The 24,975-nt window shown below is 65.7% G+C and carries 35 protein-coding genes; 29 read left to right on the top strand and 6 right to left on the bottom strand.

The annotated features are described in order from the left end of the window. Window position 1 precedes the first annotated feature (1 nt). The 3 genes from DSHI_RS04955 to DSHI_RS04945 are packed head-to-tail and all read left to right on the top strand — an operon-like array spanning window position 2 to window position 2,996. A complete protein-coding gene (locus tag DSHI_RS04955; RefSeq protein ID WP_012177645.1) occupies window positions 2–1,006 on the top strand; it encodes an ABC transporter ATP-binding protein in 1,005 nt (334 codons plus the stop codon). After that, on the top strand, window positions 1,006–1,509 hold the full coding sequence (locus DSHI_RS21295) for a hypothetical protein (protein WP_050757816.1): 504 nt from the start codon (window positions 1,006–1,008) through the stop codon (window positions 1,507–1,509). The genes DSHI_RS04955 and DSHI_RS21295 overlap by 1 nt, the downstream gene beginning before the upstream one ends. Next, the gene (locus tag DSHI_RS04945) at window positions 1,497–2,996 is read left to right on the top strand and encodes a mannitol dehydrogenase family protein (protein ID WP_012177643.1); all 1,500 of its coding nucleotides are present in this window, start codon (window positions 1,497–1,499) and stop codon (window positions 2,994–2,996) included. The genes DSHI_RS21295 and DSHI_RS04945 overlap by 13 nt, the downstream gene beginning before the upstream one ends. Here DSHI_RS04945 and DSHI_RS04940 read toward each other — a convergent pair. Next, entirely contained in the window at window positions 2,959–3,531 is a 573-nt protein-coding gene (locus DSHI_RS04940; RefSeq protein ID WP_245533056.1) for a YciI family protein, read from the bottom strand. The genes DSHI_RS04945 and DSHI_RS04940 overlap by 38 nt on opposite strands. Between DSHI_RS04940 and DSHI_RS04935 the strand changes: the two genes are divergently transcribed. The 13 genes from DSHI_RS04935 to DSHI_RS22955 all read left to right on the top strand — a co-directional run bounded on the left by DSHI_RS04935 (window position 3,511) and on the right by DSHI_RS22955 (window position 8,029). Continuing rightward, window positions 3,511–4,395, top strand: coding sequence for a fumarylacetoacetate hydrolase family protein (locus DSHI_RS04935; RefSeq protein WP_012177641.1), 885 nt, complete (start codon window positions 3,511–3,513; stop codon window positions 4,393–4,395). The two genes, DSHI_RS04940 and DSHI_RS04935, sit on opposite strands and share 21 nt — an antisense overlap. Beyond that, window positions 4,395–4,652 carry a nitroreductase family protein gene (locus tag DSHI_RS22740; RefSeq protein WP_245533055.1) on the top strand — a complete coding sequence of 86 codons (258 nt, stop codon included), beginning with the start codon at window positions 4,395–4,397 and terminating at the stop codon, window positions 4,650–4,652. Before DSHI_RS04935 ends, DSHI_RS22740 begins: the two co-directional genes overlap by 1 nt. 9 nt (window positions 4,653–4,661) lie before the next feature. Continuing rightward, a complete protein-coding gene (locus DSHI_RS22735; protein ID WP_274580649.1) occupies window positions 4,662–5,057 on the top strand; it encodes a malonic semialdehyde reductase in 396 nt (131 codons plus the stop codon). Between the two features lie 290 nt (window positions 5,058–5,347). After that, window positions 5,348–5,536, top strand: coding sequence for a hypothetical protein (locus tag DSHI_RS22660; protein ID WP_044027639.1), 189 nt, complete (start codon window positions 5,348–5,350; stop codon window positions 5,534–5,536). 40 nt (window positions 5,537–5,576) lie between these two features. Beyond that, window positions 5,577–6,080, top strand: coding sequence for a TRAP transporter small permease subunit (locus DSHI_RS04920; protein WP_083768355.1), 504 nt, complete (start codon window positions 5,577–5,579; stop codon window positions 6,078–6,080). Window positions 6,081–6,092: 12 nt separating this feature from the next. Beyond that, a complete protein-coding gene (locus DSHI_RS22730) occupies window positions 6,093–6,365 on the top strand; it encodes a hypothetical protein (RefSeq protein ID WP_245533053.1) in 273 nt (90 codons plus the stop codon). A gap of 30 nt (window positions 6,366–6,395) precedes the next feature. Beyond that, window positions 6,396–6,791 carry a TRAP transporter large permease subunit gene (locus DSHI_RS22725; RefSeq protein ID WP_245533052.1) on the top strand — a complete coding sequence of 132 codons (396 nt, stop codon included), beginning with the start codon at window positions 6,396–6,398 and terminating at the stop codon, window positions 6,789–6,791. Beyond that, window positions 6,749–6,874: a hypothetical protein gene (locus DSHI_RS22960; RefSeq protein ID WP_280985201.1), complete on the top strand. Its 126-nt coding sequence runs from the start codon at window positions 6,749–6,751 to the stop codon at window positions 6,872–6,874. Before DSHI_RS22725 ends, DSHI_RS22960 begins: the two co-directional genes overlap by 43 nt. Next, the gene (locus DSHI_RS22720; protein WP_245533051.1) at window positions 6,871–7,086 is read left to right on the top strand and encodes a hypothetical protein; all 216 of its coding nucleotides are present in this window, start codon (window positions 6,871–6,873) and stop codon (window positions 7,084–7,086) included. The genes DSHI_RS22960 and DSHI_RS22720 overlap by 4 nt, the downstream gene beginning before the upstream one ends. Then, entirely contained in the window at window positions 7,065–7,259 is a 195-nt protein-coding gene (locus DSHI_RS22715) for a TRAP transporter large permease subunit (protein WP_245533050.1), read from the top strand. Before DSHI_RS22720 ends, DSHI_RS22715 begins: the two co-directional genes overlap by 22 nt. Then, window positions 7,256–7,396: a hypothetical protein gene (locus tag DSHI_RS22710; protein ID WP_245533049.1), complete on the top strand. Its 141-nt coding sequence runs from the start codon at window positions 7,256–7,258 to the stop codon at window positions 7,394–7,396. The genes DSHI_RS22715 and DSHI_RS22710 overlap by 4 nt, the downstream gene beginning before the upstream one ends. Window positions 7,397–7,406: 10 nt before the next feature. Continuing rightward, a complete protein-coding gene (locus DSHI_RS04910) occupies window positions 7,407–7,910 on the top strand; it encodes a dioxygenase (protein WP_012177638.1) in 504 nt (167 codons plus the stop codon). After that, on the top strand, window positions 7,895–8,029 hold the full coding sequence (locus tag DSHI_RS22955; protein WP_280985196.1) for a hypothetical protein: 135 nt from the start codon (window positions 7,895–7,897) through the stop codon (window positions 8,027–8,029). The genes DSHI_RS04910 and DSHI_RS22955 overlap by 16 nt, the downstream gene beginning before the upstream one ends. Here DSHI_RS22955 and DSHI_RS04905 read toward each other — a convergent pair. Beyond that, the gene (locus tag DSHI_RS04905) at window positions 8,026–8,706 is read right to left on the bottom strand and encodes a GntR family transcriptional regulator (protein WP_012177637.1); all 681 of its coding nucleotides are present in this window, start codon (window positions 8,704–8,706) and stop codon (window positions 8,026–8,028) included. The genes DSHI_RS22955 and DSHI_RS04905 overlap by 4 nt on opposite strands. Before the next feature lie 202 nt (window positions 8,707–8,908). Between DSHI_RS04905 and DSHI_RS04900 the strand changes: the two genes are divergently transcribed. The 5 genes from DSHI_RS04900 to DSHI_RS04880 all read left to right on the top strand — a co-directional run bounded on the left by DSHI_RS04900 (window position 8,909) and on the right by DSHI_RS04880 (window position 13,477). Continuing rightward, window positions 8,909–9,754 carry a MurR/RpiR family transcriptional regulator gene (locus DSHI_RS04900; protein ID WP_012177636.1) on the top strand — a complete coding sequence of 282 codons (846 nt, stop codon included), beginning with the start codon at window positions 8,909–8,911 and terminating at the stop codon, window positions 9,752–9,754. Window positions 9,755–9,971: 217 nt separating this feature from the next. After that, a complete protein-coding gene (locus DSHI_RS04895; RefSeq protein ID WP_012177635.1) occupies window positions 9,972–10,952 on the top strand; it encodes a TRAP transporter substrate-binding protein in 981 nt (326 codons plus the stop codon). A 22-nt stretch (window positions 10,953–10,974) separates the two neighbouring features. Further along, a complete protein-coding gene (locus tag DSHI_RS04890) occupies window positions 10,975–11,496 on the top strand; it encodes a TRAP transporter small permease (protein WP_012177634.1) in 522 nt (173 codons plus the stop codon). After that, window positions 11,496–12,782 carry a TRAP transporter large permease gene (locus tag DSHI_RS04885; protein WP_012177633.1) on the top strand — a complete coding sequence of 429 codons (1,287 nt, stop codon included), beginning with the start codon at window positions 11,496–11,498 and terminating at the stop codon, window positions 12,780–12,782. Before DSHI_RS04890 ends, DSHI_RS04885 begins: the two co-directional genes overlap by 1 nt. Continuing rightward, on the top strand, window positions 12,782–13,477 hold the full coding sequence (locus DSHI_RS04880; protein WP_012177632.1) for an aspartate/glutamate racemase family protein: 696 nt from the start codon (window positions 12,782–12,784) through the stop codon (window positions 13,475–13,477). The genes DSHI_RS04885 and DSHI_RS04880 overlap by 1 nt, the downstream gene beginning before the upstream one ends. A 36-nt stretch (window positions 13,478–13,513) precedes the next feature. On the opposite strand, the gene ychF is transcribed toward DSHI_RS04880, so the two are convergent. After that, window positions 13,514–14,611, bottom strand: a complete 1,098-nt coding sequence (ychF, locus tag DSHI_RS04875; RefSeq protein WP_012177631.1) for a redox-regulated ATPase YchF — start codon at window positions 14,609–14,611, stop codon at window positions 13,514–13,516. A gap of 256 nt (window positions 14,612–14,867) precedes the next feature. Here ychF and DSHI_RS04870 point away from each other — a divergent pair, with 256 nt between their 5' ends. The 3 genes from DSHI_RS04870 to DSHI_RS04860 all read left to right on the top strand — a co-directional run bounded on the left by DSHI_RS04870 (window position 14,868) and on the right by DSHI_RS04860 (window position 18,032). Next, a complete protein-coding gene (locus tag DSHI_RS04870) occupies window positions 14,868–16,214 on the top strand; it encodes an MATE family efflux transporter (RefSeq protein ID WP_044027638.1) in 1,347 nt (448 codons plus the stop codon). A 62-nt stretch (window positions 16,215–16,276) separates the two neighbouring features. Next, window positions 16,277–17,068 (top strand): tryptophan synthase subunit alpha, encoded by a 792-nt coding sequence (trpA, locus tag DSHI_RS04865; RefSeq protein WP_044027637.1) that lies wholly within the window; start codon window positions 16,277–16,279, stop codon window positions 17,066–17,068. A 493-nt stretch (window positions 17,069–17,561) separates the two neighbouring features. Continuing rightward, complete coding sequence (locus tag DSHI_RS04860) at window positions 17,562–18,032, top strand: hypothetical protein (RefSeq protein ID WP_012177628.1); 471 nt, start codon at window positions 17,562–17,564, stop codon at window positions 18,030–18,032. Window positions 18,033–18,241: 209 nt separating this feature from the next. Here the strand turns inward: DSHI_RS04860 and DSHI_RS04855 are convergent, their stop codons facing one another. From DSHI_RS04855 to DSHI_RS04845, 3 genes are all read right to left on the bottom strand, one after another. Then, window positions 18,242–18,877, bottom strand: coding sequence for a 50S ribosomal protein L25/general stress protein Ctc (locus DSHI_RS04855; protein WP_012177627.1), 636 nt, complete (start codon window positions 18,875–18,877; stop codon window positions 18,242–18,244). A 109-nt stretch (window positions 18,878–18,986) separates the two neighbouring features. Further along, window positions 18,987–19,604 carry a hypothetical protein gene (locus DSHI_RS04850; protein WP_012177626.1) on the bottom strand — a complete coding sequence of 206 codons (618 nt, stop codon included), beginning with the start codon at window positions 19,602–19,604 and terminating at the stop codon, window positions 18,987–18,989. Window positions 19,605–19,655: 51 nt separating this feature from the next. Then, window positions 19,656–20,828 carry an alpha-hydroxy acid oxidase gene (locus DSHI_RS04845; RefSeq protein ID WP_012177625.1) on the bottom strand — a complete coding sequence of 391 codons (1,173 nt, stop codon included), beginning with the start codon at window positions 20,826–20,828 and terminating at the stop codon, window positions 19,656–19,658. A gap of 129 nt (window positions 20,829–20,957) precedes the next feature. On the opposite strand from DSHI_RS04845, the gene pth reads away from it, so the two are divergent. The 5 genes from pth to DSHI_RS04820 all read left to right on the top strand — a co-directional run bounded on the left by pth (window position 20,958) and on the right by DSHI_RS04820 (window position 24,919). Then, window positions 20,958–21,665 carry an aminoacyl-tRNA hydrolase gene (gene pth, locus DSHI_RS04840; RefSeq protein WP_012177624.1) on the top strand — a complete coding sequence of 236 codons (708 nt, stop codon included), beginning with the start codon at window positions 20,958–20,960 and terminating at the stop codon, window positions 21,663–21,665. A gap of 57 nt (window positions 21,666–21,722) precedes the next feature. Continuing rightward, window positions 21,723–22,121, top strand: a complete 399-nt coding sequence (locus tag DSHI_RS04835; RefSeq protein WP_012177623.1) for a DUF2237 family protein — start codon at window positions 21,723–21,725, stop codon at window positions 22,119–22,121. A 283-nt stretch (window positions 22,122–22,404) separates the two neighbouring features. Next, window positions 22,405–23,187, top strand: a complete 783-nt coding sequence (locus tag DSHI_RS22130; protein ID WP_012177622.1) for a peptidoglycan-binding protein — start codon at window positions 22,405–22,407, stop codon at window positions 23,185–23,187. Then, on the top strand, window positions 23,184–23,702 hold the full coding sequence (locus DSHI_RS04825; protein ID WP_012177621.1) for a hypothetical protein: 519 nt from the start codon (window positions 23,184–23,186) through the stop codon (window positions 23,700–23,702). The genes DSHI_RS22130 and DSHI_RS04825 overlap by 4 nt, the downstream gene beginning before the upstream one ends. Window positions 23,703–24,055: 353 nt before the next feature. Continuing rightward, a complete protein-coding gene (locus tag DSHI_RS04820; protein ID WP_012177620.1) occupies window positions 24,056–24,919 on the top strand; it encodes a CPBP family intramembrane glutamic endopeptidase in 864 nt (287 codons plus the stop codon). The last annotated feature ends 56 nt before the right edge of the window (window positions 24,920–24,975 follow it).

Raw genomic sequence — 24,975 nt, 5'->3', positions numbered from 1 at the left:
CATGGGACAAATCAAGCTCAACCAGGTGACGAAAAGCTTCGGCGACGTGGAGGTCATTCCGCCTCTGGATCTGACCATCGAGGATGGCGAGTTCGCAGTGTTCGTCGGCCCCTCGGGCTGCGGCAAGTCCACCCTTCTTCGCCTGATCGCGGGGCTGGAGGACATCACCTCGGGCCATATCGAGATCGACGGCAAGGATGCGACCAATGTGCCCCCGGCCAAGCGCGGCCTGGCGATGGTGTTCCAATCCTACGCGCTCTATCCGCATATGTCGGTGCGCAAGAACATCGCCTTCCCGATGAAGATGGCGGGCATCGACGAGGCCGAGCAACAGCGCCGGATCGACGCCGCCGCCAAGGCGCTGAATCTCACAGACTATCTCGACCGCCGTCCGGGCCAGTTGTCCGGCGGCCAGCGCCAGCGGGTGGCCATCGGTCGCGCCATTGTCCGCGAACCAGCGGCGTTCCTCTTCGATGAGCCTCTGTCGAACCTCGACGCGGCTCTGCGGGTGGGGATGCGGCTGGAAATCTCCGAGTTGCACAAGCGGCTGGAGACAACGATGATCTACGTCACCCACGACCAGGTCGAAGCCATGACCATGGCCGACAAGATCGTGGTTCTGCGCGCCGGTCATATCGAGCAGGTGGGCTCGCCGCTGGAGCTGTACCACAGCCCCCGCAACGAGTTCGTCGCCGGCTTCATCGGCTCGCCCAAGATGAACCTCATCAAGGGGGCCGAGGCCGCAAAGCACGGGGTCGCCACCATCGGCATCCGCCCCGAGCATACGGACGTCAGCACCACCGAGGGGCTGTGGGAAGGTCGTGTCGGGGTGGCCGAGCATCTCGGCTCCGACACCTTCCTGCACATCCACGGCGTGCCGGATTGCGACCCGATGACCGTGCGCGTGGATGGCGAGTTGCCGGTCAAGCATGGCGACAAGATCTTCCTGACGCCGCAGCTGGACAAGCTGCACAAGTTCGACGCCCAGGGCCTGCGGGTTTCCTGATGCATCCGGCTGTGAACTCAGCCCCGATCACGGAGGCCGCCCGGGGGATCGGGCGACCCGATGACCCGCGGGTTCTCGACATCACGGTCGACCGCACACCTTGCCTACCAGGCACCGCGGCCTGGCAGTTCATCGCCAATGGTGGCGCTGAAAAGACCGCTGATAGGATCAGCGGTGTGGGGCGACGCGGAAAACGCTTCGGGGAGAGGCATGACGCCAACCCGGCAGCGACGCTCGACCGGATCGGGCACAAAGTCACCCTCAGGGCGCGCTCGCCCGGCGCAATAGGTAACGAATACCGGGGCGGCATCGGTGCTTTTCGCACCGAACATGCGCAAGACGCCCCGGGCCAGAAGACCATGAAAATCGGCGCCACTGTTCCCTATGGATACACGGGCCCCGCAGAAGACCTGACCGGCATGGCGGTGTCCCCGACCTCGGAGGAGGCCGATGCTATCGTCGCGCAAACCTGCAACGTGGATGGTGGACAATGGATCAGCTGATCTCCCTCTCGAACGCGACCCTGGGGCAACTGGCCATCGAACGCCCCCGATACGACCGGAGCCGTCTGACGCCCGGGATCGTGCATATCGGCGTCGGCAATTTCCACCGGGCCCACCAGGCCTGGTACCTGCATCGCCTGATGCAGGCGGGCCAAGCGCTCGACTGGGCGATCATCGGCGCAGGGGTGCGCCCCTATGACGCGGCCATGCGCGACAAGCTCCTGGCGCAGGATTGCCTGACCACCCTGATCGAACTTGCCCCCGACAACGTCTCGGCCGAGGTGGTCGGCTCGATGATCGACTACCTGCCCATCGTGGACGGCAACGGCCCGCTCATCGCCCAGATGGCGGACCCGGCGATCCGGATCGTCGCCATGACCGTCACCGAGAGCGGCTATTACATCGACCCGGTAACCAAGGGGTTCGATGCCTCGCACCCGGATCTCGTCCATGATGCGGCGCAGCCGGACCGGCCGCGCACAGCCTTCGGCGCCATCGTCGCTGCCCTCCGGGCGCGACGGGCCGCGGGCCACGGTCCCTTCACCTGCCTGAGCTGCGACAACCTGCAGGGCAATGGCGATATCCTGCGCCAGACCGTGGTCTCTCTTGCGCGCCTGACCGATCCGGCACTGGCCGACTGGATCGACACCCATGCCAGTTTCCCCAATTCCATGGTCGATTGCATCGCGCCGGCCACCGGCCCCAAGGAGCTGGCCCTTGCTGCTCAGTTCGGCATCCGGGACGTGGCTGTCGTCACCCACGAAGCCTTCCGCCAATGGGTGATCGAGGATGAGTTCTGCGCGGGCCGCCCCAACTGGGACGCGGTCGGGGCGACCTTCTCCGACGATGTGCATGCCTACGAGACAATGAAGATCCGCATTCTGAACGCGGGCCACCAGGTGTTGGCGAATGCGGGCGAGAATCTCGGGATCGAGACGATTTCCGGCTGCATGGCCCATCCCGGCATCGCAGCCTTCTTCGGCAAGGTGCAGCGGGAAGAGATCGCGCCGACGGTCGCCCCGGTCCCCGGCAAGACGCCTGCTTCCTATGTCAACCTGATCGAAACCCGCTTTGCCAACCCGCGGATCGTCGACACGACCCGGCGCGTGGCCTTCGATGGCTCAGCCCGGCATCCCGGCTTTGTCCTGCCGATCGTACGGGACCAGCTTGCGGCCGGACGCTCTGTCGAGGGTCTGGCGCTGGTCGAGGCGCTCTGGGCGCGGATGTGCGCCGGGGTGCGCGAGGACGGGACCGAGATCGCGCCGAACGACCCGCTCTGGGACAGGCTTGCCCCCGTGGCTCGCGCGGCGCGGACCGATCCGGCGCTCTGGCTCGGGCAAACCGGGCTCTACGGTGATCTCAAGCAATCGGAACCCTTCGCGGACGCGTTCTGCGCCTGGCTCGTGCTGATCTGGGACAAAGGCTGCGAGGCGGCCCTGCGCCGCTATATCACCGGCACGGAGCGGCACACGGCCACGGCGTCCTGAGCCCGCGCTCGCCCGCCCAGTACCAACCCGATGTCAGCCGAAGCGCACGCCTTGCGCTGCCAGGCTCCCTCAAGGTCAGGGCCCCCTCGTTGACCAGCCACCGCCGCAACACGAAGCTGCGCGCCCCGCTTCTGTGCATCGGGTCTGCCTCGGCGATTGCCTGCGCCGCGTCAAGCGAAACAACACGATAGATGATCAGGCCCATCCCCTCCATCATCTCGCCGCTCTCATCGGAGACCGGTCCCGCAAGAAAGAGCGCTCCGCTGGCTTCCTGGTGCGCCTGGTACGCCAGATGCGCGGGAAGGTTCGCGCGCACATCTTCCGGCGCCCCGGCCGGGCTCGAGATCACCGCGTAAAGCTCCTCGGCCAAAGCGCCCCTGCTTTTTGCTTCGGATTTATGGTCTGCCCATGCGCGCATCTGCGAGATTTCTCCCGCCCTGCAAAAAATCGATTTTATTTTACCCAGAGCCCGTTTATCGTCAAAAGAAGAGTCGAGCAAGCGGGAGAGGTATCCATGCGGTTTCTTGTTGGGCATGTCCAAGGCCAGCCGGGCGTCTTTGCAATCGTTGAAGAGGCGGCAACAAACCTGACCGCCCTGATGCCGGAAATCGGCACCGACCTGATGGCGCTGACCCGTGATCCCGAGCTTGTGACGAAGGCCGCAGGCCTCGTTGGACAGGGCCCGCAGACTCAAGTGGCCGACATCACCCCCGCCCTGCCCATCGCGCATCCCGGCACCATCATCTGCCTTGGCCTGAACTATGTCGAACACATCCGCGAAGGTGGCTACGAGATTCCGGGCTATCCGGCCCTGTTCATGCGGGGGCGCAACTCGATCATGCCCTCCGGCGCCCCCATGGTGCGCCCCGCCTGCTCCGAGACACTGGATTACGAAGCCGAACTGATGCTGATCGTCGGCGAGGGCGGCCGCCACATCCCCGAGGACGCGGCGCTGGAGCATGTCTTTGGATACACCACCTTCAACGACGGCTCCGTGCGGGAATACCAGCGCAAGACTCACCAATGGACTCCGGGCAAGAATTTCGACGCGACCGGGGCCGTCGGCCCCATCGTGGTGACCCCGGACGAGTTGCCAGAAGGCGCGAAGGGGCTGAAGATAGAGAGCCGTGTGGGCAATGAGATCCTGCAATCCTCCAACACTGAAAACATGATCTGGGGCGCGGCCAAGACCCTCTCGATCATCTCGGAATACACCACGCTGGAGCCCGGAGACCTGATCGCGCTCGGCACACCGCCCGGCGTCGGCCATGCCAAGAAGCCCGGCCCCCGCTGGCTGCGTCCCGGAGAAGTGATCGAGGTGGAAATCGAAGGCATCGGGACCTGCGCCAACCCGGTGGTGGACGAGACCGCCATGGCGGCAAGAAAGGCGGCGGAGTGATGAGCGCCCCGGCGCAATCCCAGACCGATCTGCGCACGCAGGCGCAGGAGGCAGTGCGCGTCCTGCGCCGCCGCAAGCCGCGTCTGGACGACGATGCCATCGACCTGTTCCTGCGCGATGCGCGCTCGCATTATGCCTGGACCGACCGCCCGGTCAGCGACGAGATGCTGCACACGCGGTTCGAGATCGCCATCGCCGGACCGACCAGCATGAACACCTGCCCGGCGCGGTTCCTTTTCGTGCGCAGTGACGCCTAGAAAAACCACCTGGCCAAGTCGCTCAATCCCAAGAATGTCGACAAGATGCGCAGAGCGCCGGTGACCGCGATCATCGCATGGGACCCGCTCTATTGGCAGAAGCTCGACTTTCTCTTCTCGCCCGAAGACCGCAAGCCGCTCTTCGACGGGAACAAAGACTACGCCAACAACACCGCGTATCGCAACTCCACCCTGCAGGGCGCGTATTTCATGATCGCGGCCCGTGCCATGGGTCTGGACGTGGGTGCGATGTCCGGGTTTTCAAACCAGATCGTGGATAAGGAGTTCTTTGCCGAGAATGGCTGGAAGTCGAACTTCCTGTGCAACATCGGCTACGCGGACGAAGCCGCCCTGTTCCAGAAACTGCCACGTTTCGCCTTTGACGATATATGCGAGATACTGTGAGGGCTGATGGCGGTGCGCGCGAAGACAGGACACCACCATCGGACAGGCTCACATCCCCCTGATCGCGTGCACCCCGCGCCCAGGCTCGGTGCAGGACTGGTTCCGCACAGACGGACCCGCGGCCGGCCCCTCGCTAAGACCGGCAATTACAAGATGGACTGGATGGAGAACTATGGTGGCACCATCGTCAAGCCCAAGGGCATGCTCGAAGGCGTGAAGCTGGGCCTCGGGGACATCGGCATCGTCACGACCATCTTCTACAGCTCCAAACTTCCTAGCCAGACTACCAGGTGTTCTCCCGCGCGCCGATCTCGGGGCTGTCGGATCTCGAACGGACCAAGGTCGCCGGCGCGGGCATGAACCTGCGCTATCTCGAAGGGATCGAGGGGTGCGCGGTGGCCGCACAGCCCGGCACGGAGATGCGCAACGCCTACATGAAAAAGCTGGTCGAGGCCGGGTTCACCCCGGTGCGTGACTGATCCGGCGACACAGCGACCAACTGATCAGGCGTCAGGCCCGATGACCCTTTTCGCAAGAATTGCCAGCGGCATTGCCATGGCGGCAAATGCCGCTGGCACCTTCGTGGTCGTAGCGCTGATCGCCGTCGTCAACTACGACATCGTGGCGCGCGGGCTGTTCAACAAACCCTTCCTCGGCGCGGTCGAGGTGGTGCAATTCTCGATGGTTCTCATCGTGTTTCTGCAACTGCCGGACGTGATCCGCGTCGGACGCCTGACCCGCTCGGACGGGTTCCTGATGCTGATGCCGGCGCGTCGCCCCGCCCTCGGCAGCCACCTGAGCCAGGTGATCGATCTGATCAGCGCGCTTTTCATGGTGCTGGTCGCCATCGCGATCTGGCCAGAGTTCGTCGATATGTGGGCAACCAAGAACTACTTCGGCGCCCGGCGTCTTCACTGCCCCGTGGTGGCCGGTCAAGCTCGTGATCTTCCCGAGCGCCTGCCTGTGCACGGTGCATGTCCTGCTGCACATCTTCACACAGACCGGAGACGCGGTCCCCCATGAGGAAAGCGGCTCATGAGCCCCGTCGAGATCGGCCTCTTCTCCATCGTCGCGATCATCGCGCTGATCTATCTCGGCGTCGATATCCCCATTGTCCTGGGCCTCGTCAGCTTCATCGCGATCTGGATCTTGCGCGACAGCATGGACCTGTCCTTTGCGCTGCTGAAGATCGCCATCGGCGACAGCGCTATGGGATACACCTTCGCCACCATTCCGCTCTTCACCTTCATGGGGCTGATCGTGTCCAGGGCCGGGCCTGGTGCGGATATCTACTCGGCCATGAACTAGGGGTTCCGCCGCATCACCCGGGGGATCGGCATGCCCACGGTGGGGGCCAACGCGGTCTTTGCCGCCGTGACTGGGTCCTCCATCGCCTCGGCCTCGGTGTTCTCGAAGATGTCCGTGCCCGAAATGCTGCGCCATGAGTACAATCCGCGCTTTGCCGTGGGGGTGGTCGCGGGATCCTCGGTGCTGGGCATGATCATCCCGCCCTCGGCGATGCTGATCATCTATTCCTTCGTGGCCGAGCAATCGGTGGTCGAGATGTTCCTCGCCTGTGTCATGCCCGGGCTGCTGTTGGCAGCGGCCTATGTCGTGGCGATCTGGTTCATGGGGCGCTTCACGCCGGCCTTCGTCGGCGGCACCAAGATCGAGACGAGCGACCTGATGCCTTGGTCGGAAATCGCGGCGAAACCCTGCCGATCCTGGCGCTGATCCTCGTGGTGCCGGGCGGGATCTATACCGGCTGGACAACCCCGGTCGAGGCGGGGCGGCCGGATCTCTGCTCGGCATCGTGATCGCCGCCGCCCGCGGGCGGTTCAACCTCACCTCCTTCTGGGAAACGGTGATCGAGACCGGCCATATCACCGCCGCCATCCTGTTTTTGATCACCGCTGCGTCGATGTATGCCCGGATGCTCGGCCTCGCAGGCCTGCCGAACGAAATGCAGACCATCCTGGCCGAGAACGACCTCGAAGCTTCTGGATCATGTTCCTCCTGGTGGTGCTGATGCTGTTTCTAGGCACGATCCTCGACACCGCCTCGATCATCCTGATCGTCGTGCCGCTCTTCCTGCCGCTGATCGACACCATGGGGCTGAGCCTTGTGTGGTTCGGCATCGTCGCAGTGGTCGCCGCCGAGATCGGCCTGTTGACCCCGCCGCTGGGCTCAGTTGTTTCGTGATCAAGGCCACGCTCGACGATGATCAGATCGCGCTCAAGGACGTGTTCCTTGGCGCCCTGCCCTTCGCCTTCGTGATGCTGCTGGTGCTGATCCTGCTGATCCGCTTCCCGGCCCTGAGCCTTGCCATCCTGAACTGAGGAGAGCCTGATGAGAAACGTCACCGAGAACACCCTCACCGACGCGTTCGAGGCCTATTTCGACCCCGACACCGACCCGCGGCTCAAGGAGGTCGTGACCGCCCTGACCCGCCACCTACATGCATTTGCCAGGCAGGTGAACCTGACCCACGCTGAATGGGACCAGGGCATTCAGTTTCTCGAACGCATGACCGAGTTCACCACTTGGGAGCGGCATGAGTTCGTCCTGCTGTCGGACGTTCTCGGCCTGTCTTCGCTGGTGGACATGATCAACACGGTGCCGGGCGGGACCAGCTCCTCGGTGCTCGGGCCCTTCCACGTGAGCGGCTCGCCCAGGATCCCCATCGGCCATGACCTTAAACGCCACTACCCCGGCCCGGTCCTGCTGGCGACAGGCGTGGTTCGCAGTATCGATGGCACGCCCATCGCAGGGGCCGAGTTGGACACTGGCAAACCGCCCCGACCGGCCTCTATTCCAGCGAGGACGCGGTCTTCGGCGTGCGGTCGGATCTGATCATACAGGACGTGGAACAACCCGCGGGCACCTTCCCCGCCGAGGGGTTCGATCTCTCGGGCAAGGTGGACCGCTCCTGGCTCAAGGTCGAATTCGACGTCAGACTGGTCGCCACCTAGCTGAGCGCGCCATCGCCCAGAAGCCCTGCGAGAAAGGCGCCGGTCATCTTGTAGTGGCTGATCAACGCCTCCCGGGCGCGGTCCACATCCCGCGCGACGGCCGCATCGAGGATCGCATGATGCTCATCGCTCACATCCCGGCGCCGGTAGTCCAGCGCATTCCCGGCCAGGTACCTGTAACGGATGTTGAGGTCATAGAGCTGCGAGCAGAATTTCAGCAAGATAGGCGACGGCGCATTGGCCAGCAGCGCCATGTGGAACTCTTTGTGGCGCTGCTCGAACATCTCGCTGCCGGCCTGCTTGGCGCGCTGCATCCGGTGATGGGCCAGCACGACGCCCTCCTCCCAAACCTCCGTGGCCCGCGCGATGCTCTCGCCCAGCGCCAGCTCCTCCAGCGTGCAGCGCAGGCTGAGGATCTCCTGGAAGTTCTCGGCACTGATCTCCGCGGTGCGAAACCCACGCTGGTCGATCCGCTCCACCAGGTTGTCCGAGGTCAGCAGGCTCAGCGCCTCCCGGATCGGCGACGCCCCGGTGTCCAACTTGCGCCGCAAGGCGTCGATCTTGAGCTTTTCGCCAGGCCGCAAGACGCCGGTGACGATCATGTGGCGCAACATTTGATAGGCGCGCTGTGTCGCCGACCCCTCGCCGGGTCGCGTGTCGAAACCTTGAATGGTCATGCGCGCTCCTTGGAACCGCCGAATTTGCGTGTGGCCTGACAATAAAACGATATATGCTCCGAGATCGAGAAAAATCGATGTTTTGGATGTCGATGTCGCGGCGAGCCAACCGTCCAGCGATCCACCCCTGCGCTGCCGCGCCACCCCCTGCTCTGGCAAAAAACCCGTTTACGCGCCCAGCGCAGCCACGCATCGTGGTGCCATGACCGTCTCGACCCCCAAGCCGTTCCTCGCGCGCGTCAGCGACGCGTTGCCCGACCTGCACCCCAGCGAGCGCAAGCTGGCGGAACTGGTGCTCGACTTTCCCGGCGAGATGGCGGGCTACACGGCCACCGAGATCGCCGAACTGGCCAATGTGTCGAACGCCACGGTGTCCCGCTTCGTGCGGCGCATCGGCTATGGGTCGTTCGACGAGGCGCGCCGCGCGGTCCGCGACGAGCAGCAGGCCGGGACCGCCCTGTTGCGGATGTCCGCGGACACGCCCCAGAGCGGCGGCGCGGTCGCGCGTCATCTCATGGCCTCCCAGCAGAACCTCGAGCTGACCTATGGCGGGTTGGACGACACCGTGATCGACTACCTTGCCGAAGCGATGATCGCCGCGCCCCGGGTCTGGTTCGTCGGGTTCCGCGCCGGGCAATCCTTCGCGCAATATCTCGGCTGGCAATGCTCCCAGGTGCTGCCCCTGGTCACCGTGCTACCCCGCGCGGGAGAGACACTGGCCGAAAGCTTCGCCTCGCTCGATGCGCGCGACGTGGTCTTCCTGGTCGCCCTGCGCCGCAAGCCGAAGCTGACCCAAGCGGTCGCGGAGGCGACGAAACAGGCCGGCGCGGCCCTTGCGGTGCTCGCGGATGGCCCCACTCCCGACCTCGCAGGCGCGGACTGGCACCTGACATCGGCGACCTCGACCACCGCGCCGTTGATGAACCATGTCAGCAGCATGGCGGTCTGCAACCTGATCGGCGCGCGGATCATCGAATTGTCGGGCGCGGCCGGCCGCGCGCGGATGGCCGCGATCGAGGAAAGTCACCGGCGCTTCGACGAGCTTTAGCCGTGCTTCCCCCAAGGGAGCCGCCCCCTGGCACCCGGGGCTCCCCCTGCCTGTTTCCCGACGTCAGTCGATAAAAACCGCCGGATTTCGCGGCAGATCACGTCTCGTCGCAAGAAACGGTGTGAAAAATTTATTTCTCCGTGGTAGTGTTTGAAAAATGGTTTTCATAATCAGGTATCGATTCGTCCCTCCTCACCGAGATTGAAAGGACCACACCATGACCACTTCCCGTCTTGCCCTGATCGCTGCGGCCAGCGCGATGCTCATGCCGGCGGCCGCCGCCGCCGAAGCCGTCATGCAGATCAACTCTTCCCTGCCCGAAGGCTCCTTCGCCCATGTCTTCCTGCAAGAGTACGAGCAGCGCCTGGAGGCCGCCGCCCCGGGCGAGATCGACGTGCAGATCTTCATGTCCAATACTTTGGGCAAGGAAGAAGACGTCCTGCAGGGCCTCGGTTTCGGCACGCACCAGGCCTCGCTTTCCGCCTCCGCCGTGGCACAGGTGAACAACCGCACCTCGATCTTCGATCTGCCCTACCTGTTCGAGGACCGCGCCGCCGTACAGACCTTCATCGACAGCCCGGCGGGCGAAATGCTGGCCGACGGCTTCGACGTCACAGGCATGGTGCTGGCGGCCATGTGGGACAACGGGTTCCGACAGATCACCAACAATGTGCGCCCCATCGTGACCCCCGCTGACCTCGACGGTCTGAAAATCCGCACCCCCACCAACCGCCAGCGGGTAGAGATGTTCAACACCCTCGGCGCCAACGCCACGCCGCTTTCGTTCGGGGAGGTCTACTCCGCCCTCGACCAGGGCACCATCGACGGCCAGGAAAACCCCGCCAACGTGGTCGAGACTGCAAAGCTCTTCGAGGTGCAGGGCTACATGTCCCTGACCAACCACGTCTATCTGCCCACCTTTTTCGTGATCGGCGAGCCGTTCCTGAACTCGCTCACGCCAGAGTTGCGCGAGACCGTGATCTCGGTCGCCAAGGAGGTCGGTCCGTGGAGCTTCGAGTGGGGCGAAAAAAGCGATACAGAGACCATCGCGGCCTTGCAGGAGAAGCTGGAGGTCAACGAGATCGACTTCGCGGCGTTCCAGTCTGCCGCAGCGCCGCTCTATGACAGCCCGACCTTCGTGGACGTGATCGGCGCCGATATGATCGCGGCGACGAAAACCGCCCTCGGCATCGAATAAACCCGCCGCAGGAGCCCACGGAATGGATCGCCTGGATACCGTCATCGACACCGCCGACCGCTGGCTCGGCGCGGTTCTGGACGTGATGGTAATCACGCTCGCGGGGCTCTTGCTGCTGCTTCTGAACTGGGCGGTCTTCGCCCGGTTCATCCTCAACGACAGCGTCTCTTGGGGGGAGGAGTTGCCCGCCCACCTGCTGGCCATGCTGACCTTCATCGGCGCGGCCTACCTGACGCGGACCAATGAACACCTCGGCTTCGACGCAGTGTTGCGGGTGATGCCGCCGGGGATGCAGCGTTGGGTGACTGCGCTCAATCTGGTCCTGATGGGGGCGTTCGGCGCGATGCTCGCCTGGTACGGCGGGATCGCAGCGGCCAGCTTCGGGGCCCGCTCGCTGATCTCCGTAGACCTGCCGATGATGCTGTTTCGGGGGGCAATGCCGCTCGGGGGTGCGTTGATCGCGCTGTTCTGCGCGGTGCGGCTCGCCGGGATCGTGACCGGGCGGATCGATCCGCTCGACCTCTTGCCGGAAAGTGACGCCTGATGTTCCTGGACCCTGGATGGATCATCCTGATCCTGCTCGTCGTGCTGCTGATTGCCGGGCTGCCGATTGCCTTCGTGCTCGGCGTGACCGCGGCGGTGATGATCCTGCTCGACCCCGCCGTGGTGCCGCAGATCATCGGCCTGATTCCCTTCGGCGGGGCCAACAACTACCTACTGGTGGCGGCGTTGTTGTTCATGATCGCGGGCGAGATCATGAACCAGGGCAAGATCGCAGAGAAGCTTATTGCCTTCGCCTCCTCGCTGGTGGGCCATATCCGGGGCGGGCTGGCCCATGTGAACATCCTCACCTCGCTGTTTTTCTCGGAAATCTCCGGCACCGCCACGTCGGATGCCGCCGCCATCGGCTCGGTCATGATCCCCCAGATGCGCAAGCGCGGCTACCCGGCCGCCTTCGCCGCCGCGGTCACCTCGACCTCGGCGACCATGGCGATCATCGTGCCGCCCTCGCTGAACCTGATCCTGTATGCCTATGTGGCGAACGCCTCGATTGCCGAGCTTTTCGCCGCCGGGATCGTGCCCGGGTTCCTCGTCTGCGGCCTGCTGATGGGCACGGCCTATATCATCTCGGTCAAGCGCGGCTATCCGACCGAAGGCGCGTTTTCCTGGGGCCGCGTGGCCGAGACCGGCAAGGACGCGGCCATCCCCCTCACCCTGCCGATCCTCGTGCTCGCAGGTATCCTGGGCGGCATCTTCACCGCGACCGAGGCCGGGGCCATCGCCGCCTTCTGGTCCATCGTGCTAGCCGCCTTCATCTACCGCACCGTGAAGCTCGGCACCCTGATCGACACCCTGCGCATCGCGGGTAAACGCTCGGCCATGCTGATGTTCATCGTGGCGACCTCCACCCTGCTCGGCTGGTACCTCACCAACCAGCGCATCCCCCAGGACATCGCCGAAGGGATCCTGGGCCTGTCGGACAACTACTGGGTGATCCTGCTGGCGATCAACGTGTTCTTCCTGCTGGCGGGCACCATCATCCACGGCACGCCCGCGATCCTGATGCTGGTGCCGATCTTCCTTCCGCTCGCGGACCAGCTGGGTATCGACCGGGTGCATTTCGGTCTGATCCTGACGATCAACCTCGGCATCGGGCAACAGACGCCGCCCGTGGCCTCGGTGGTGCTGATCACCTGTGCCATCGCCAAGATTTCCATCGCCAAGATCATTCCCTCGATGCTGATGTTCATCGGCGCGATGCTGGTGGCCCTGTTGCTGATCAACCTGTTCCCGGCCCTGTCGCTGTGGTTGCCGTCGGTGATCCTGTGATGCGGCTTCTGGTGATCAATCCCAACACCTCCCGCGGGGTGACCAACCGCATCCGGGAGGCCGCCGATGCCATGGCCCTGCCCGGCGACCGGTTCACCACCCTCTGCCCCGCCTACGGGCCGGAGTTGATCGTGACCGAGCAGGACGCGGCCCTCGCCCGGCAGGCGGTGGTCGACACCGTGCGCGGCTTCAAAGGGCCCTGCGACGGGATCGTTCTGGCCTCTTTCGGCAATACCGGCGCGGACCCGGTGCGCGCCTTGCGCCCAAGCATCCCCGTGGTCGGCATCGCCAGCGCCGCATTCGCCACCGCGCGCGCCCTTGGCGGGCCGTTCGGTATCGTGACCTTCGGCAAGGGCCTCGTGCCAGGCCTGCAGGCCAAGGTGGACGAGGCAGGCCTGTCGGACGCGCTGCTTGGCATCTCCTGCGTCGCGGGGGAGGAGTTCGGCGACCCAGGCGAGGTTCAGACCCGCTTCCGCTCCGAACTGGAAGCCCTTTGTGCCGATATGCACCAACGGGGCGCACGCAGCATCGTCATGGGCGGCGGGCCGCTCGCGGGCATGGCCCGCAGCCTCGCCCCGACCTGCCCCATCCCCATCATCGACGGCACCCAGGCCGCGATCAGCCTGATCCGGGCCGTGGCCGCCCCCAGAGGCGACCACGAACCCCGCCGAGCCGCCGCGCCCGCCGAGACCTGAGCCCGCATAAACCGGAGCCCCCTGGAAAGGTCAGGATCAGGTGTTGAACAGGAAATGCAGCACGTCGCCATCCTTGACGACGTAGCTCTTGCCCTCCGCCCGCATCTTGCCGGCCTCCTTCGCGGCCTGCTCGCCGCCGAGCGCCACGTAGTCGTCATAGGCAATCGTCTCGGCCCGGATGAAGCCGCGCTCGAAATCGCCATGGATCACACCCGCGGCCTGGGGTGCGTGGGTCCCCGCCGGGATCGTCCAGGCGCGCGCCTCCTTCGGCCCGGCGGTGAAATAGGTCTCGAGGTGCAAGAGCGCGTAGCCAGCCTTGATCAGACGATCGAGCCCGGCTTCCTCCAGCCCCATCTCCGACAGAAACATCTCTGCCTCTTCCGGGTCGAGCTGGCTGATCTCTTCCTCGATCTGGGCCGAGATCACCACATGGGCCGCGCCCTGCTCGGCCGCCATGGTCGCCACCGCCTTGGAATGGGCGTTGCCCGACCCGGCGCTGGCCTCATCCACGTTGCACACATACAGGATCGGCTTGGTGGTCAGCAGCTGCAACATCCGCCACGCCTTCGCGTCCTCCGCGTCGACCGCAACCGCGCGGGCGGGCTTGCCCTCTTCCAGCGCCGCCATGGCCGCGCGCATCAGACGCTCCTGCTGCACGGCTTCCTTGTCGCCGCCGCGCACCTTGCGCACGATGTTCTGCAGCCGCTTCTCGATACTCTCCATATCCGCCAGCATCAGCTCGGTCTCGATCGTGGCGGCGTCGGCGATAGGATCGACGCGCCCCTCCACATGGGTCACATCCCCATCCTCGAAGCAGCGCAGCACATGGGCGATGGCATCCACCTCGCGGATATTGGCGAGAAACTGGTTGCCCAGCCCCTCCCCCTTGGAGGCGCCCTTCACCAGACCGGCAATATCCACGAAGGTCATCCGCGTCGGGATCACCTGCTTGGACCCCGCGATCTCCGCCAGCCTATCAAGCCGCGGGTCGGGCACCGCCACCTCGCCCACATTCGGCTCGATGGTGCAGAAGGGAAAGTTCGCCGCCTGCGCCGCCGCCGTTCGGGTCAGCGCGTTGAACAGCGTCGACTTGCCCACATTCGGCAGCCCGACAATACCCATCTTGAAGCCCATCGCCCGTGTCCTTTGCCTGATCCGGTTTGCCGGTGTCTTAGGCGGAAGCCCCGCGCGCCGCAAGCACGGGCCTGCACCGCCTGCGCGGCGGGGAACAGGGCCACCCCCGGCCTCTGCAATCCCGCACAGAGTCCGAACTTGCCCCCTGCGCCCGGATCGCTAGACCAAGACTACGGCGCGGCCGTCCCCGTGTGGCTGGGGCAAGACACGCAAACCGTTCCGCGGGGGCCCGCCGCAGGGCGTCAGAGCCTTGCCCATGTCCCACGCATCTCCCATCCCCACCACCATATCCGAACTCGCCCCCCTCCTGCGCCTGTCGATCCCGCTGATGATCGGGCTCGCCGCCCCGATGCTGATCGGGGTGATCGACACGGTGATGATCGCCCCCCTCGGGACAGAGCCCCTGGCCGCCGCCGGGATCACCACTTCGGTGGTCATCATCCTGCTGTCCAGCCTGTGGGGCCTCGTGACCATGACAGGTATCCGCATCGCACAGGCCGAAGGCGCGGGCGACCGTCCGGGCGTAGCGATCGAGCTGAAGACCGGGCTCTGGCTGAGCCTGGCGGCCGGGGGGCTTGGCATGGCCCTGATGCTGGCGATCCTGCCTGCGCTGGGGCTGCTGGGCCAACCCGACAGCGTGCGCGCGATCCTGCCCGGCTACTGGGTGTCCATGGCGGTCTGGCTGCTGCCCTTCACGGCGTTCTACGTGATCAAGGGGCTGTTCGACGCGGTGGACCGTCCCTGGGCCGGGGTGGCGCTCAGCTATCTCGGCGTGGTGGTGAACCTGCCGCTGAACTGGCTGCTGATCTATCCCGCGGGGCTGGGACTGCTCGGCGCGGGCCTTGCCAGCATCCTTAGCCAGACCCTCGCCCTCGGGGCGGCCTGGTTGGTCTGGCGCCGCGCGAAGGGCCTCGCCCCCTGGCGGGTGCCGGTGCCCGCGGGCGCACTGCGCCTGCGCGCCCAGATCCGGGATGGCTGGCCGCTGGTGGTGGGCTATGCGGGCGAAGGCGGGGCCTATGCCCTGATCGGGTTGATGATGGGCTGGGTCGGGGCCACGGCGCTGGCCGCGAACCAGATCGTGCATACCGTCGGCGCGGTGGGCTACGTGTTTCCGCTGGGCATGGCCATGGCGGCCTCGATCCGGGTGGGCCTGGCCCATGGCGCGGGCCAGACCGGACGACTGCGCGCGATCCTGCGCGCCGCCCTGACCGTGGTCACCGGCTGGATGATCCTGCTGATGGCCTTCTTCCTGATCGCGGGCGACTGGCTCTCGGGCCTGCTGTCGGACGACCCGGAGGTCGTCGCGCTGGCCGCCACGCTGTTCATCGCCCTCGCCTGCATGCAGATTGCCGACGGGGTGCAATCGACCAGCCTCGGCGCTCTGCGCGGCATGGGCGACATGCGCTGGCCCACCGCCATGTCGCTCATCGCCTATTGGCCTCTGGCCCTGCCCGCGGCCTACGCGCTCGGGTTCTGGGCGGGGCTGGGGGCGCTCGGGCTCTGGGTCGGCTTCGGTCTGGGCCTCGCCATCGCCGCCATCATGTTGCCCCTGCGCTTCTGGCACCTTACGGGCAGGGCACCTGCGATGCAGATCGGGCATTGATTTCCGCGCGCCCTTGGCCCAAACCGCTGCGAACGATGGGCTACAGGGACGCAGGGCTGACCATGACACGGATCGACGAGACATTCGCGCGGCTGCGGGCAGAAGGCAAGAAAGCCTTCGTGGCCTATGTGATGGGCGGCGATCCGGATTACGACACCTCGCTGGAGATCGTGCGCGGCCTGCCCGCGGCAGGCGTCGACATCATCGAGCTTGGCATGCCCTTCACCGACCCCATGGCCGACGGCCCCACGATCCAGCTTGCGGGCCAGCGCGCGCTGGAGGCGGGCCAGACCCTCGACAAGACCCTCGATCTCGCCCGCGCCCTGCGCGAGACCGACGATGCGACACCGATCGTGATGATGGGCTACTACAACCCGATCTATTCCCGCGGGGTGGACCGTTTTCTCGCGGATGCCAAAGACGCCGGGATCGACGGGCTGATCGTCGTGGACCTGCCCCCCGAGGAAGACAGCGAGCTTTGCATCCCCGCCCAGGCCGCGGGTCTGAACTTCATCCGGCTGGCCACACCCACAACCGACGACGCGCGCCTGCCCAAGGTGCTGCAGAACACGTCCGGCTTCGTCTACTACGTGTCGATCACCGGGATCACCGGCGCGGCGCAAGCGCAGGCCAGCGATGTGGCCCCGGAAGTGGCCCGGATCAAATCCGCCACCGACCTGCCGGTGATCGTGGGCTTCGGCGTCAAGACCCCCGAGCTGGCCGAGAGCATCGCGGGCGTGGCTGACGGCACCGTGGTGGGCTCCGCCATCGTCAAGATGGTCGAGGACGGCAAGCCCGTGCCGGAGATCCTGGGCTTCGTGGCCGATCTCGCCGCGGGCGCGCACCGGGCCTGAGGCCCGAAACCACCCCATCTTCCCCGCCGGGAAGGGCTGTTCACACCCCCCTCGCGCCCCTGCGGCCCCGAAACGCCCGCTCACGAAACATGTGATCCGCGTGTGTCGCGGGGCGGGTTTGGGCGCGATCGGGCGCGGTGTTGGAAACATCACCCGCGCGTGAGCCTTCGTGTCAGGCCAAGGCGCTGATATCGCTCGGCTTTTCGCAAAAACCACAAATCCGCGCGCACAAATACCCCTCACCGCCTCGTGATGTGCAATTCCGCACATATACCCCCCGCATCATCGCCGTTTCATTGCACCCCCGGCAGGTCCAAATCCATCCCATCGGCAGCACGGACACACTCCAACCTGCCAAGCACGATCCTGCAAGACATCCGCACGGGTGTTCAAGCAAACCCCGGCCAAACCGGCCATCCAGACCCTACCGGCCCGCACACGGCCGCCACATCAACCGCGACACGCATCGCAACGCACACAAAGGACTACTCACATGACACGCATCGCACTCATCGCCGCCCTGAGCACCGCCATCGCCGCCCCGGCCATCGCCAACACGCAACTCGAGCGCACCCTGGGCGTCGCACCCGGCGTCTACTCCTTCGCCGAACTGGCCGCCATCAAGGGCTCCTTCGACACCGACACCGGCTACACCATCCCCGCACCGGGCGGCGTCGTCTCCACCCAGTCGGTCGGCATCTCCCCCGCCCACGCACAGCTGGCCGCGACCCTGGGCCTCGACGCAGGCGACTATTCCTTCGCCGAACTGGCCGCCATCAAGGGCTCCTTCGACAGCGACACCGGCTACAACGTGACCGCACCGGGCGGCGTCGTCTCCACCCAGTCGGTCGGCACCTCCCCCGCCCAGGCACAGCTGGCCGCCCAACTGGGCCTCGACGCAGCCGACTACTCCTTCGCAGACCTCGCCGCAATCAAGGGCGCAAAAGGCTCAAGCAACGAGTAAACCAAAGCCCTTAACAAACCCCCAAGGCGCGGCGGGGCCCCTCCCTCCCCGCCCGCCAAACCGACGCCCCAAAGCCCAATACGCTCGACAGAGCAAAAAAGGTGCGTCGCGAACGGCCGGCCCCAAGGAAACAAGGGGCCGGCCAACTGCATCCCACAACGAAAAAGGCAGCCCAAGGGCTGCCTTTCGTCGTTCCAGGGGACCGAAGATCACACCTCTTCGGCGGTCGCCTCTTCGGTCTCTTCCTCATCGGCCTCGTTATCGGCCGAGCGCAGGCCCGACGGCGCCTGGATGTTGGCGATCACGAAGTCCCGGTCGATGGTCGGCGTTGCCCCTTCGGGCAGGGTGACGGAACTGATCGTCACCGTGTCGCCGATGTCCAGCCCGGTCAGGTCGACCGTGATGCTCTCGGGAATGTCGCCCGCGGTCACGCGCAGCTCCACCTCGGGACGCACGGCGGTCAGCACGCCACCCTTCTTGATGCCGGGGGCGGCACCCTCGTTGATGAACTCCACCGGAATGAAAAGGTTCACCTTCGACGTCCGACGCAGACGCATCAGGTCCAGATGCGTGGGCAGGTCCTTGACCACGTCCCGCTGCACGTTGCGGCAGATCACGCGCACGTCTTCCTGTCCCTCGACCTTGAGGTTGAACAGGGTTGCCATGAACCGGCCCGCCTTGAGCCGCCGCAGCAGCTCGTTGAACTTGATCTGAATGGGCTGCGGATCGGCCCCGCCCCCATAGACCACACCGGGCACATATCCATCACGACGCGCTTGACGGGCGGCCCCCTTGCCTGTCCCCGCGCGCGGTTCCGCTACAAGATCCGGAATCTCTCCAGCCATAGCTTTCTCCTAAATTTCAGTTGCATTAGGGCATCCTCCAAGGGTGTATGCCCGCGAACCTGCGCGCTATAGACGAGCCGGACCCGATTGGAAAGGTCCAAATGCGCGCTCAGGGCGTGTGCAGGTGACCCAAAGCCGCCACGCGGTCGTAGAGGTCGAATTCCGCGGCACGGGCGGCGCGCAGCCGCGCCTCGAGCTCCGGATCGAGCGGCGCAGGCAGGCCCGGGGAGCGGTTCCGGGCCGCCAGGGCGACCTCGCGCCCCAACCGCGCACTCAGCCAGTCGAGCATCACCGGCATCTGCGCATAATCGAACAGATGCGCGATCTGGACCTGCCCCGTGTCCCCCATCACGAACTTGTCCTGCGACCCGATCCGCGCGCAGGGCGGCGGGTCGGGCGCGAGGCTGGCCGCGATGAACCGGTCGAAATCGAGATGGGCGCAGGACCATTCGGTCCCGTCGAATTGCGCCTGGGCACGGTAGCGATACCAGCTGCGCAGCCGCGCGACCGGCTCACGCAGCACCGCCATGCCCTCGGGCCGGATGCCGTAGATCCGTTTCAGCACCGGCTGCCATTGGGCCGCATAGGCGCCCCAGTTCATGTGCCGCTGCGACGGCGGCGATTGTATTGCCAGCGAGGCATGGGGGCCCAGCGCGTCTTCGAGCGCTGTGCTCCCGGTCTTGGGCACGGCGAAAATCACCAGTCTCTTGTTGTGAAACACCAGCATCCCGGCCCCTTTCGCCGCGCAACAGTGGGGGCCGGGGCGGCGCGTGTCAATTCACGCGCTGGCCTTCCAGCGGGTGGCGAAATCCTCGGGGATCAACAGGTTGGAGGCGTCGAGGTCTTCGACCGACCGCCGCCCGCACAACCCCATGGACAGATCGAGCTCCTTGTGGATCACCTCCAACGCGCGGGTCACGCCCGCCTCGCCCATCGCGCCCAGCCCGTAAGTCCAGGCCCGCCCGATCATCGTGCCGCGCGCGCCCAGCGCCACCGCCTTGAGCACGTCCTGACCGGACCGGATACCGCTGTCGAGATGGACCTCGATCTTGTCGCCCACCGCGTCCATGATCTGCGGCAGCATCCGGATCGAGCTGAGCGCGCCGTCCAGTTGCCGCCCCCCGTGATTGGAGCAGACGATCGCATCCGCGCCCACGTTCAGCGCCATCTTCGCATCCTCGGGGTCGAGGATCCCCTTCAGGATCACCGGCCCGTCCCACCAGCTGCGGAACTGCTTGATGCGTTCCCAGTCGAGCGACTGGTCGAACGCCTCCGCCGTCCAGGAACTGAGCGAGCTGGGATCGGTCACACCCTTGGCATGGCCGACGATATTTCCGAAGAACCGGCGTTTCGTGCCCAGCATCCCCAGGCCCCACTGCACCTTGGTCATCATGTTGGCGATGGAGGCGGGCGTCAGCTTCGGCGGGGCCGAGAGGCCGTTTTTGAGGTCCCGGTGCCGCTGACCCAGCAGTTGCAGATCCACCGTGATCACCAGGGCGGAACACTTGGCCTCCTTGGCGCGGTCGAACAGCCGCTTCATGAAATCGTCGTCTTTCAGGGTATAGACCTGAAACCAGAACGGGGTCTCGGTGTGCGCGGCCACATCTTCGATGGAACAGATCGACATGGTCGACAGGGTGAAGGGTACGCCGAATTTCTCGGCGGCGCGGGCCGCCTTGATCTCGCCATCCGCGTGCTGCATCCCCGTCAGCCCCACGGGGGCGAGGGCCACGGGCATCGCCACCTCCTGGCCGACCATGGTCGTTTTTGTGGACCGGTTGTCCATGTCCATCGCGATCCGCTGGCGCAGTTTCAGCAGGTCGAAATCAGAGCTGTTCTCGCGAAAGGTCTGCTCGGTCCAGCTGCCACTTTCGGCGTAATCGTAGAACATTTTCGGCACGCGCCGCTTGTAGATCCGCTTGAGATCCTCGATTTCGGTGATGACCGGCATGATGCTCTTCCCTCGCATTGGTAAATTCTTATTACCAATACTGCCCGTTTCGTGCAATGCGACTCTTTGGTTGGGCTACCCTTTCGCGCCGCGCCACGCTATCACGCGGCGAGACAAGGGGAAGACGCAATGAAACTCTTCGTGGGGCTGGGCAACCCGGGGCCGAAATACGCCCGCAACCGGCACAATATCGGCTTCATGGCGCTGGACCAGATCGCGGCGGATCACGGGTTCTCGCCCTGGCGCACGAAGTTCTCCGGCCAGATGGCAGAGGGCAAGTTCGGCAGCACCAAGGTCACACTGCTGAAGCCCGAGACCTTCATGAACCGCTCGGGCCAATCCGTGGGCGAGGCGATGCGGTTCTTCAAGCTGGAGCCGGAAGATGTCATCGTGTTCCATGACGAGCTGGACCTGGCCCCCGGCAAGTGCCGGGTAAAGACGGGGGGCGGGCATGCGGGCCATAACGGGCTGCGGTCCATCCACGGCCATATCGGGCCCGAGTATCAACGGGTGCGCCTCGGCATCGGGCATCCAGGCCACAAGGATCGGGTGTCGGGCTATGTGCTGAGCGATTTCGCCAAGGCGGAGGCGGCGTGGCTCGATGACCTGCTGCGCGGGATCGGGGACGGTGCGCCGGAGCTGGCCGCGGGCGACACGGGCCGGTTCATGAACGCGGTTTCGCTGCGCACCGCGCCGCCACGATCCTCGGGCGGGTCGCCGAAGACCGACAAACCCGCAAAAGCCACGCGCGAGCCCCCGCCCGCCGCGAAACCGGAGGCCACGCCGGAGGAAGAGACCCGCTCCCCCCTGCAAAGGCTCGTCGACAAGTTCCGCTGAGCCCCCATCCGCGCGCAAGCCGCTTGTTCCGCGCGGCGCAGCCGTTAGACTTGCACCATGGCATATGAACGCGCTGAATCGGTAAATGTGTTGGGCGGCGTGCTGCAGCCCTGCTCCCAAGACCCGCTGACCGGGTTCTTTCGCAACGGATGCTGCGACACCTCGGCCATGGACCAGGGCAACCACACGGTCTGTGCGATCATGACCGCCGAATTCCTCGCCTATTCCAAATACGTTGGAAACGACTTGTCTACGCCGCGACCGGAATTCATGTTCCCCGGCCTGAAGCCCGGGGATCAATGGTGCCTGTGCGCAGGTCGGTTCCAGCAGGCCCACGAAGAGGGCTGTGCGCCGAAAGTCCGGCTGGAGGCGACCCATCTGCGCGCGCTGGACGCGGTGTCGCTCGAAACCCTGGCACAACACGCAGTCGAGCCCCGCGAAACCCCGGATCGTTAACGCGAAGCCCGGCAGCCCCCTGAAATCGCCGACAAATTTTTTCGCGAAATCGCGCGGGATCAAGGGTTTCCAGAGATTTGTTTCGCATGCGAAACATTCAACTTCCTGAATAGGTTAACGCCGTCCAATCAACGCGCTCATTCCGCTTGCAGATGCCACGCCTTCGCAGGCTGCCTCCTTTTGTGCTAGGATTTAGGCACCCGAGTGTGACCAGCGGTCTTTTTTCACCGCAGCACACGCCATTTTCGGGCCCAAAGTCTTTTTGAACCAAATGGAGATCTTCATGAGCCTTTCCAGAACCGTGACCTTCAGCGCGCTGGGTATCGACCGACGCAGCATCAATGGTCCCCTGACCGGCGCGCGCAATTCGACCATGTTATCGCTGATCGGCAATCCGCGCGGCACATACGACACCGAATGCCGTTGGCCCACTAACCAGGCGGTGCTTGCACAGATCGCCACGGAAGACGTGGGGCCGTTCCGGGTGTCGGGGCTGAAACCCGCGGTCGACACCCTGCGCAACATCCTGTCGGACATTCGCAGCCAGGAGCGAGAGGTCTATGACGCTCTGGGGCATGTGGGCATGCTCTGCTGCCGCCTGGTGCGCAACTCCAGATCCGCGATTTCCAACCACTCCTGGGGGACCGCGATCGACCTGACCCTGGAAGGCAAGCTCGACCGGCGCGGCGACGGTCGCACGCAGGAGGGGCTGCTGCGGATCTACAAGATCTTCAATGCCCACGGGTTTTTCTGGGGGGCCGCCTTCCCCACCGAGGACGCCATGCATTTCGAGGTGTCCGAGCAGCTGATCCGGCAATGGGCCGACGAGGGCAAGCTGTCCTCGGGCAGTGCTGTCTTCGACAACGGTCTGATCGATTTCGGCGACCGGGGCCGCATCGTCGAGGATTTGCAGCAGGCGCTGAACCTCGCACTGGGGCTCGACCTCGATGTGGATGGTGCCTTCGGGCCCGCGACGCGCGCGGCGGTGATGGAGTTCCAGCGGGTCAACGGGCTGACGGTGGACGGCATCGTCGGGCCGAACACCCAGGCCGCGTTGGGCATGTGACCGGGTTTGCGCATCTCCGGGCCCCGCTGGTCGGGGCGGGCGTGCTGCTGTGGGCGGCGGGCTGTGCCGGCGTTCCCCAGGAGGCGGCACGCCTGACGCCGCTGACCTGCCTGCCCGAGACCGCGGTGCCGCCGGGAGTGGAGGTGCCGGCGCAGGCGCGGCTGCTGGGTTGTGCCGGGGCCGGGCGCCCGGCGGAGGTGTTCGTGGTGACGGACGCGGACCTGTCCTGGCCTGTGCTGCCGGGTCGGCAGGGCGCGCGGTCGTTGCAAGCGGAAATGCTGGCCGCCCTGCCCCGCTTTGGGGCGGGGATGCTGTTTTTCGATCCTGCTGAGGACGAGGTCTGGGCGGTCGAAGACCGCACGCCCGCGCAAGGACACGTCCTGAGCCTGACCGGCAACGACCCGGTGACCCTGGCACCGAGGCGCGCCTATCTTGCGTTGCCCTCCGGCCCGACCGAGGCCGCCAGCCTGCATGCCAGCCGCGATGCCGCGGTCCGGGCGCTCGGGGATGGCTGAGCGGGCGTGTGGTTCGGCGCACAGGGGCCGGGCGACGCGGGGTACAAGCCGGAGGGTAGGCCCCCGGCCCCCGGGGTGTCAAAGCCGGTCAGTCGCGGGCGGAGTGCCGAGCGACGGCGCCTCGGCCCCGTCGGTCGGTCCCGCGAAAGGCCAAAGACGAACGCCCCGCACTGCTGCCCGGGAACGCCGCGCGATAGGGCACCGTCCGCCCGGCGATGTGAACCGCGCCGGGGTCCGCCGGTCGGCCGCCTCCGGGCCGGGAATACCTTCGATTACGGGTTGATCCCGGACAACGCTCGGCTTGGCACAAACGATTAGACTGTGCGTGGTTTCAGTGTCCGGGGGAGTAGTCGTTGGCCTGCTCAGAAAATCGGCAAGAGGCATTGCTCGGGGCCGGGCATCTCGTTGCGTTCCTTGTCATCACCTTCGCAATCACCTGGAGCGTGATTGGTGCCTACATCTTTTGGCCCGAGGCCATGGCGGCGCGGTTCGGCGCGATCAGCGGCCGCCATCCACTCTATTTCCTGGCGACCTGGGCCCCGGCGATCTCGGCCATCTTGCTGGTTCTGTTCGCCGCCGGGTTTGGCGGTCTGCGGAGGTTTCTCTCCCGCCTGTTGCTGTGGCGCTGCCCGCCGATCTGGTGGGCGCTCATTCTGCTCGGCCTGCCGCTCGTTTTCATTGCCGGGTCGCTGATCAAGGGCGGTCCGCTGCTGACACCGCGCCCCCCGGAGGGCGCGGGGCCGCTGGTGGCGTTGATGGTCATGATGGTGTTCCTCGGCCCGGTGGAGGAGTTGGGCTGGCGGGGCATGGCCATGCCGCTCTTGCAGCGCCATGTGGCCCCTTTCTGGGCGGGCGCAGCGATCGGTACGGCCTGGGGCATCTGGCACCTGCCGGCCTTCTATCTCGCCGGGGTGGTCTATGAGAACTGGAGCTTCCTGCCCTTCCTGATCGGCAACATCACCCTGGCAATCCTCGTCACGCCGATCTTCAACGCCGCGCGGGGAAGCCTGCTGCTGCCGGTGCTGTTTCACTGGCAGTTGATCAACCCGTTCTGGCCCGACGCACAGCCCTGGGACACCTGGTTGCTGGTTGTGATCACGGCGGGCGTTGTGTGGTGGACCCGGGGGACGATGTTCACGCGGCGAGGGGCGGTGACGGCGGTCCTCCCGGACGCGGCGCGCGACCGGGCCGAGCCATGGCAGGATCCGCGCCGATAGGGTCGGACGCGGTCCCGGACCCGGGCCGTTCGGGGTCGGGGCGGCGGGGGGCGTGG

Origin of the sequence: Dinoroseobacter shibae DFL 12 = DSM 16493, from assembly GCF_000018145.1 — a bacterium.
Taxonomy (GTDB): Bacteria; Pseudomonadota; Alphaproteobacteria; order Rhodobacterales; family Rhodobacteraceae; genus Dinoroseobacter; species Dinoroseobacter shibae.
The sequence above is the reverse complement of the archived record's forward strand: the minus strand, read 5'-3'. Positions and strand labels throughout refer to the sequence as shown.

What these genes read in the sequence shown, in the direction of transcription:
- DSHI_RS04955 (WP_012177645.1), top strand. Translation starts at nt 2, where the DNA reads ATGGGACAAATCAAGCTCAACCAGGTGACGAAAAGCTTCGGCGACGTG.
- DSHI_RS21295 (WP_050757816.1), top strand. Translation starts at nt 1,006, where the DNA reads ATGCATCCGGCTGTGAACTCAGCCCCGATCACGGAGGCCGCCCGGGGG.
- DSHI_RS04945 (WP_012177643.1), top strand. Translation starts at nt 1,497, where the DNA reads ATGGATCAGCTGATCTCCCTCTCGAACGCGACCCTGGGGCAACTGGCC.
- DSHI_RS04935 (WP_012177641.1), top strand. Translation starts at nt 3,511, where the DNA reads ATGCGGTTTCTTGTTGGGCATGTCCAAGGCCAGCCGGGCGTCTTTGCA.
- DSHI_RS04940 (WP_245533056.1), bottom strand. Translation starts at nt 3,531, where the DNA reads ATGCCCAACAAGAAACCGCATGGATACCTCTCCCGCTTGCTCGACTCT.
- DSHI_RS22740 (WP_245533055.1), top strand. Translation starts at nt 4,395, where the DNA reads ATGAGCGCCCCGGCGCAATCCCAGACCGATCTGCGCACGCAGGCGCAG.
- DSHI_RS04920 (WP_083768355.1), top strand. Translation starts at nt 5,577, where the DNA reads ATGACCCTTTTCGCAAGAATTGCCAGCGGCATTGCCATGGCGGCAAAT.
- DSHI_RS22730 (WP_245533053.1), top strand. Translation starts at nt 6,093, where the DNA reads ATGAGCCCCGTCGAGATCGGCCTCTTCTCCATCGTCGCGATCATCGCG.
- DSHI_RS22725 (WP_245533052.1), top strand. Translation starts at nt 6,396, where the DNA reads ATGCCCACGGTGGGGGCCAACGCGGTCTTTGCCGCCGTGACTGGGTCC.
- DSHI_RS22715 (WP_245533050.1), top strand. Translation starts at nt 7,065, where the DNA reads ATGTTCCTCCTGGTGGTGCTGATGCTGTTTCTAGGCACGATCCTCGAC.
- DSHI_RS04910 (WP_012177638.1), top strand. Translation starts at nt 7,407, where the DNA reads ATGAGAAACGTCACCGAGAACACCCTCACCGACGCGTTCGAGGCCTAT.
- DSHI_RS04905 (WP_012177637.1), bottom strand. Translation starts at nt 8,706, where the DNA reads ATGACCATTCAAGGTTTCGACACGCGACCCGGCGAGGGGTCGGCGACA.
- DSHI_RS04900 (WP_012177636.1), top strand. Translation starts at nt 8,909, where the DNA reads ATGACCGTCTCGACCCCCAAGCCGTTCCTCGCGCGCGTCAGCGACGCG.
- DSHI_RS04895 (WP_012177635.1), top strand. Translation starts at nt 9,972, where the DNA reads ATGACCACTTCCCGTCTTGCCCTGATCGCTGCGGCCAGCGCGATGCTC.
- DSHI_RS04890 (WP_012177634.1), top strand. Translation starts at nt 10,975, where the DNA reads ATGGATCGCCTGGATACCGTCATCGACACCGCCGACCGCTGGCTCGGC.
- DSHI_RS04885 (WP_012177633.1), top strand. Translation starts at nt 11,496, where the DNA reads ATGTTCCTGGACCCTGGATGGATCATCCTGATCCTGCTCGTCGTGCTG.
- DSHI_RS04880 (WP_012177632.1), top strand. Translation starts at nt 12,782, where the DNA reads ATGCGGCTTCTGGTGATCAATCCCAACACCTCCCGCGGGGTGACCAAC.
- ychF (WP_012177631.1), bottom strand. Translation starts at nt 14,611, where the DNA reads ATGGGCTTCAAGATGGGTATTGTCGGGCTGCCGAATGTGGGCAAGTCG.
- DSHI_RS04870 (WP_044027638.1), top strand. Translation starts at nt 14,868, where the DNA reads ATGTCCCACGCATCTCCCATCCCCACCACCATATCCGAACTCGCCCCC.
- trpA (WP_044027637.1), top strand. Translation starts at nt 16,277, where the DNA reads ATGACACGGATCGACGAGACATTCGCGCGGCTGCGGGCAGAAGGCAAG.
- DSHI_RS04860 (WP_012177628.1), top strand. Translation starts at nt 17,562, where the DNA reads ATGACACGCATCGCACTCATCGCCGCCCTGAGCACCGCCATCGCCGCC.
- DSHI_RS04855 (WP_012177627.1), bottom strand. Translation starts at nt 18,877, where the DNA reads ATGGCTGGAGAGATTCCGGATCTTGTAGCGGAACCGCGCGCGGGGACA.
- DSHI_RS04850 (WP_012177626.1), bottom strand. Translation starts at nt 19,604, where the DNA reads ATGCTGGTGTTTCACAACAAGAGACTGGTGATTTTCGCCGTGCCCAAG.
- DSHI_RS04845 (WP_012177625.1), bottom strand. Translation starts at nt 20,828, where the DNA reads ATGCCGGTCATCACCGAAATCGAGGATCTCAAGCGGATCTACAAGCGG.
- pth (WP_012177624.1), top strand. Translation starts at nt 20,958, where the DNA reads ATGAAACTCTTCGTGGGGCTGGGCAACCCGGGGCCGAAATACGCCCGC.
- DSHI_RS04835 (WP_012177623.1), top strand. Translation starts at nt 21,723, where the DNA reads ATGGCATATGAACGCGCTGAATCGGTAAATGTGTTGGGCGGCGTGCTG.
- DSHI_RS22130 (WP_012177622.1), top strand. Translation starts at nt 22,405, where the DNA reads ATGAGCCTTTCCAGAACCGTGACCTTCAGCGCGCTGGGTATCGACCGA.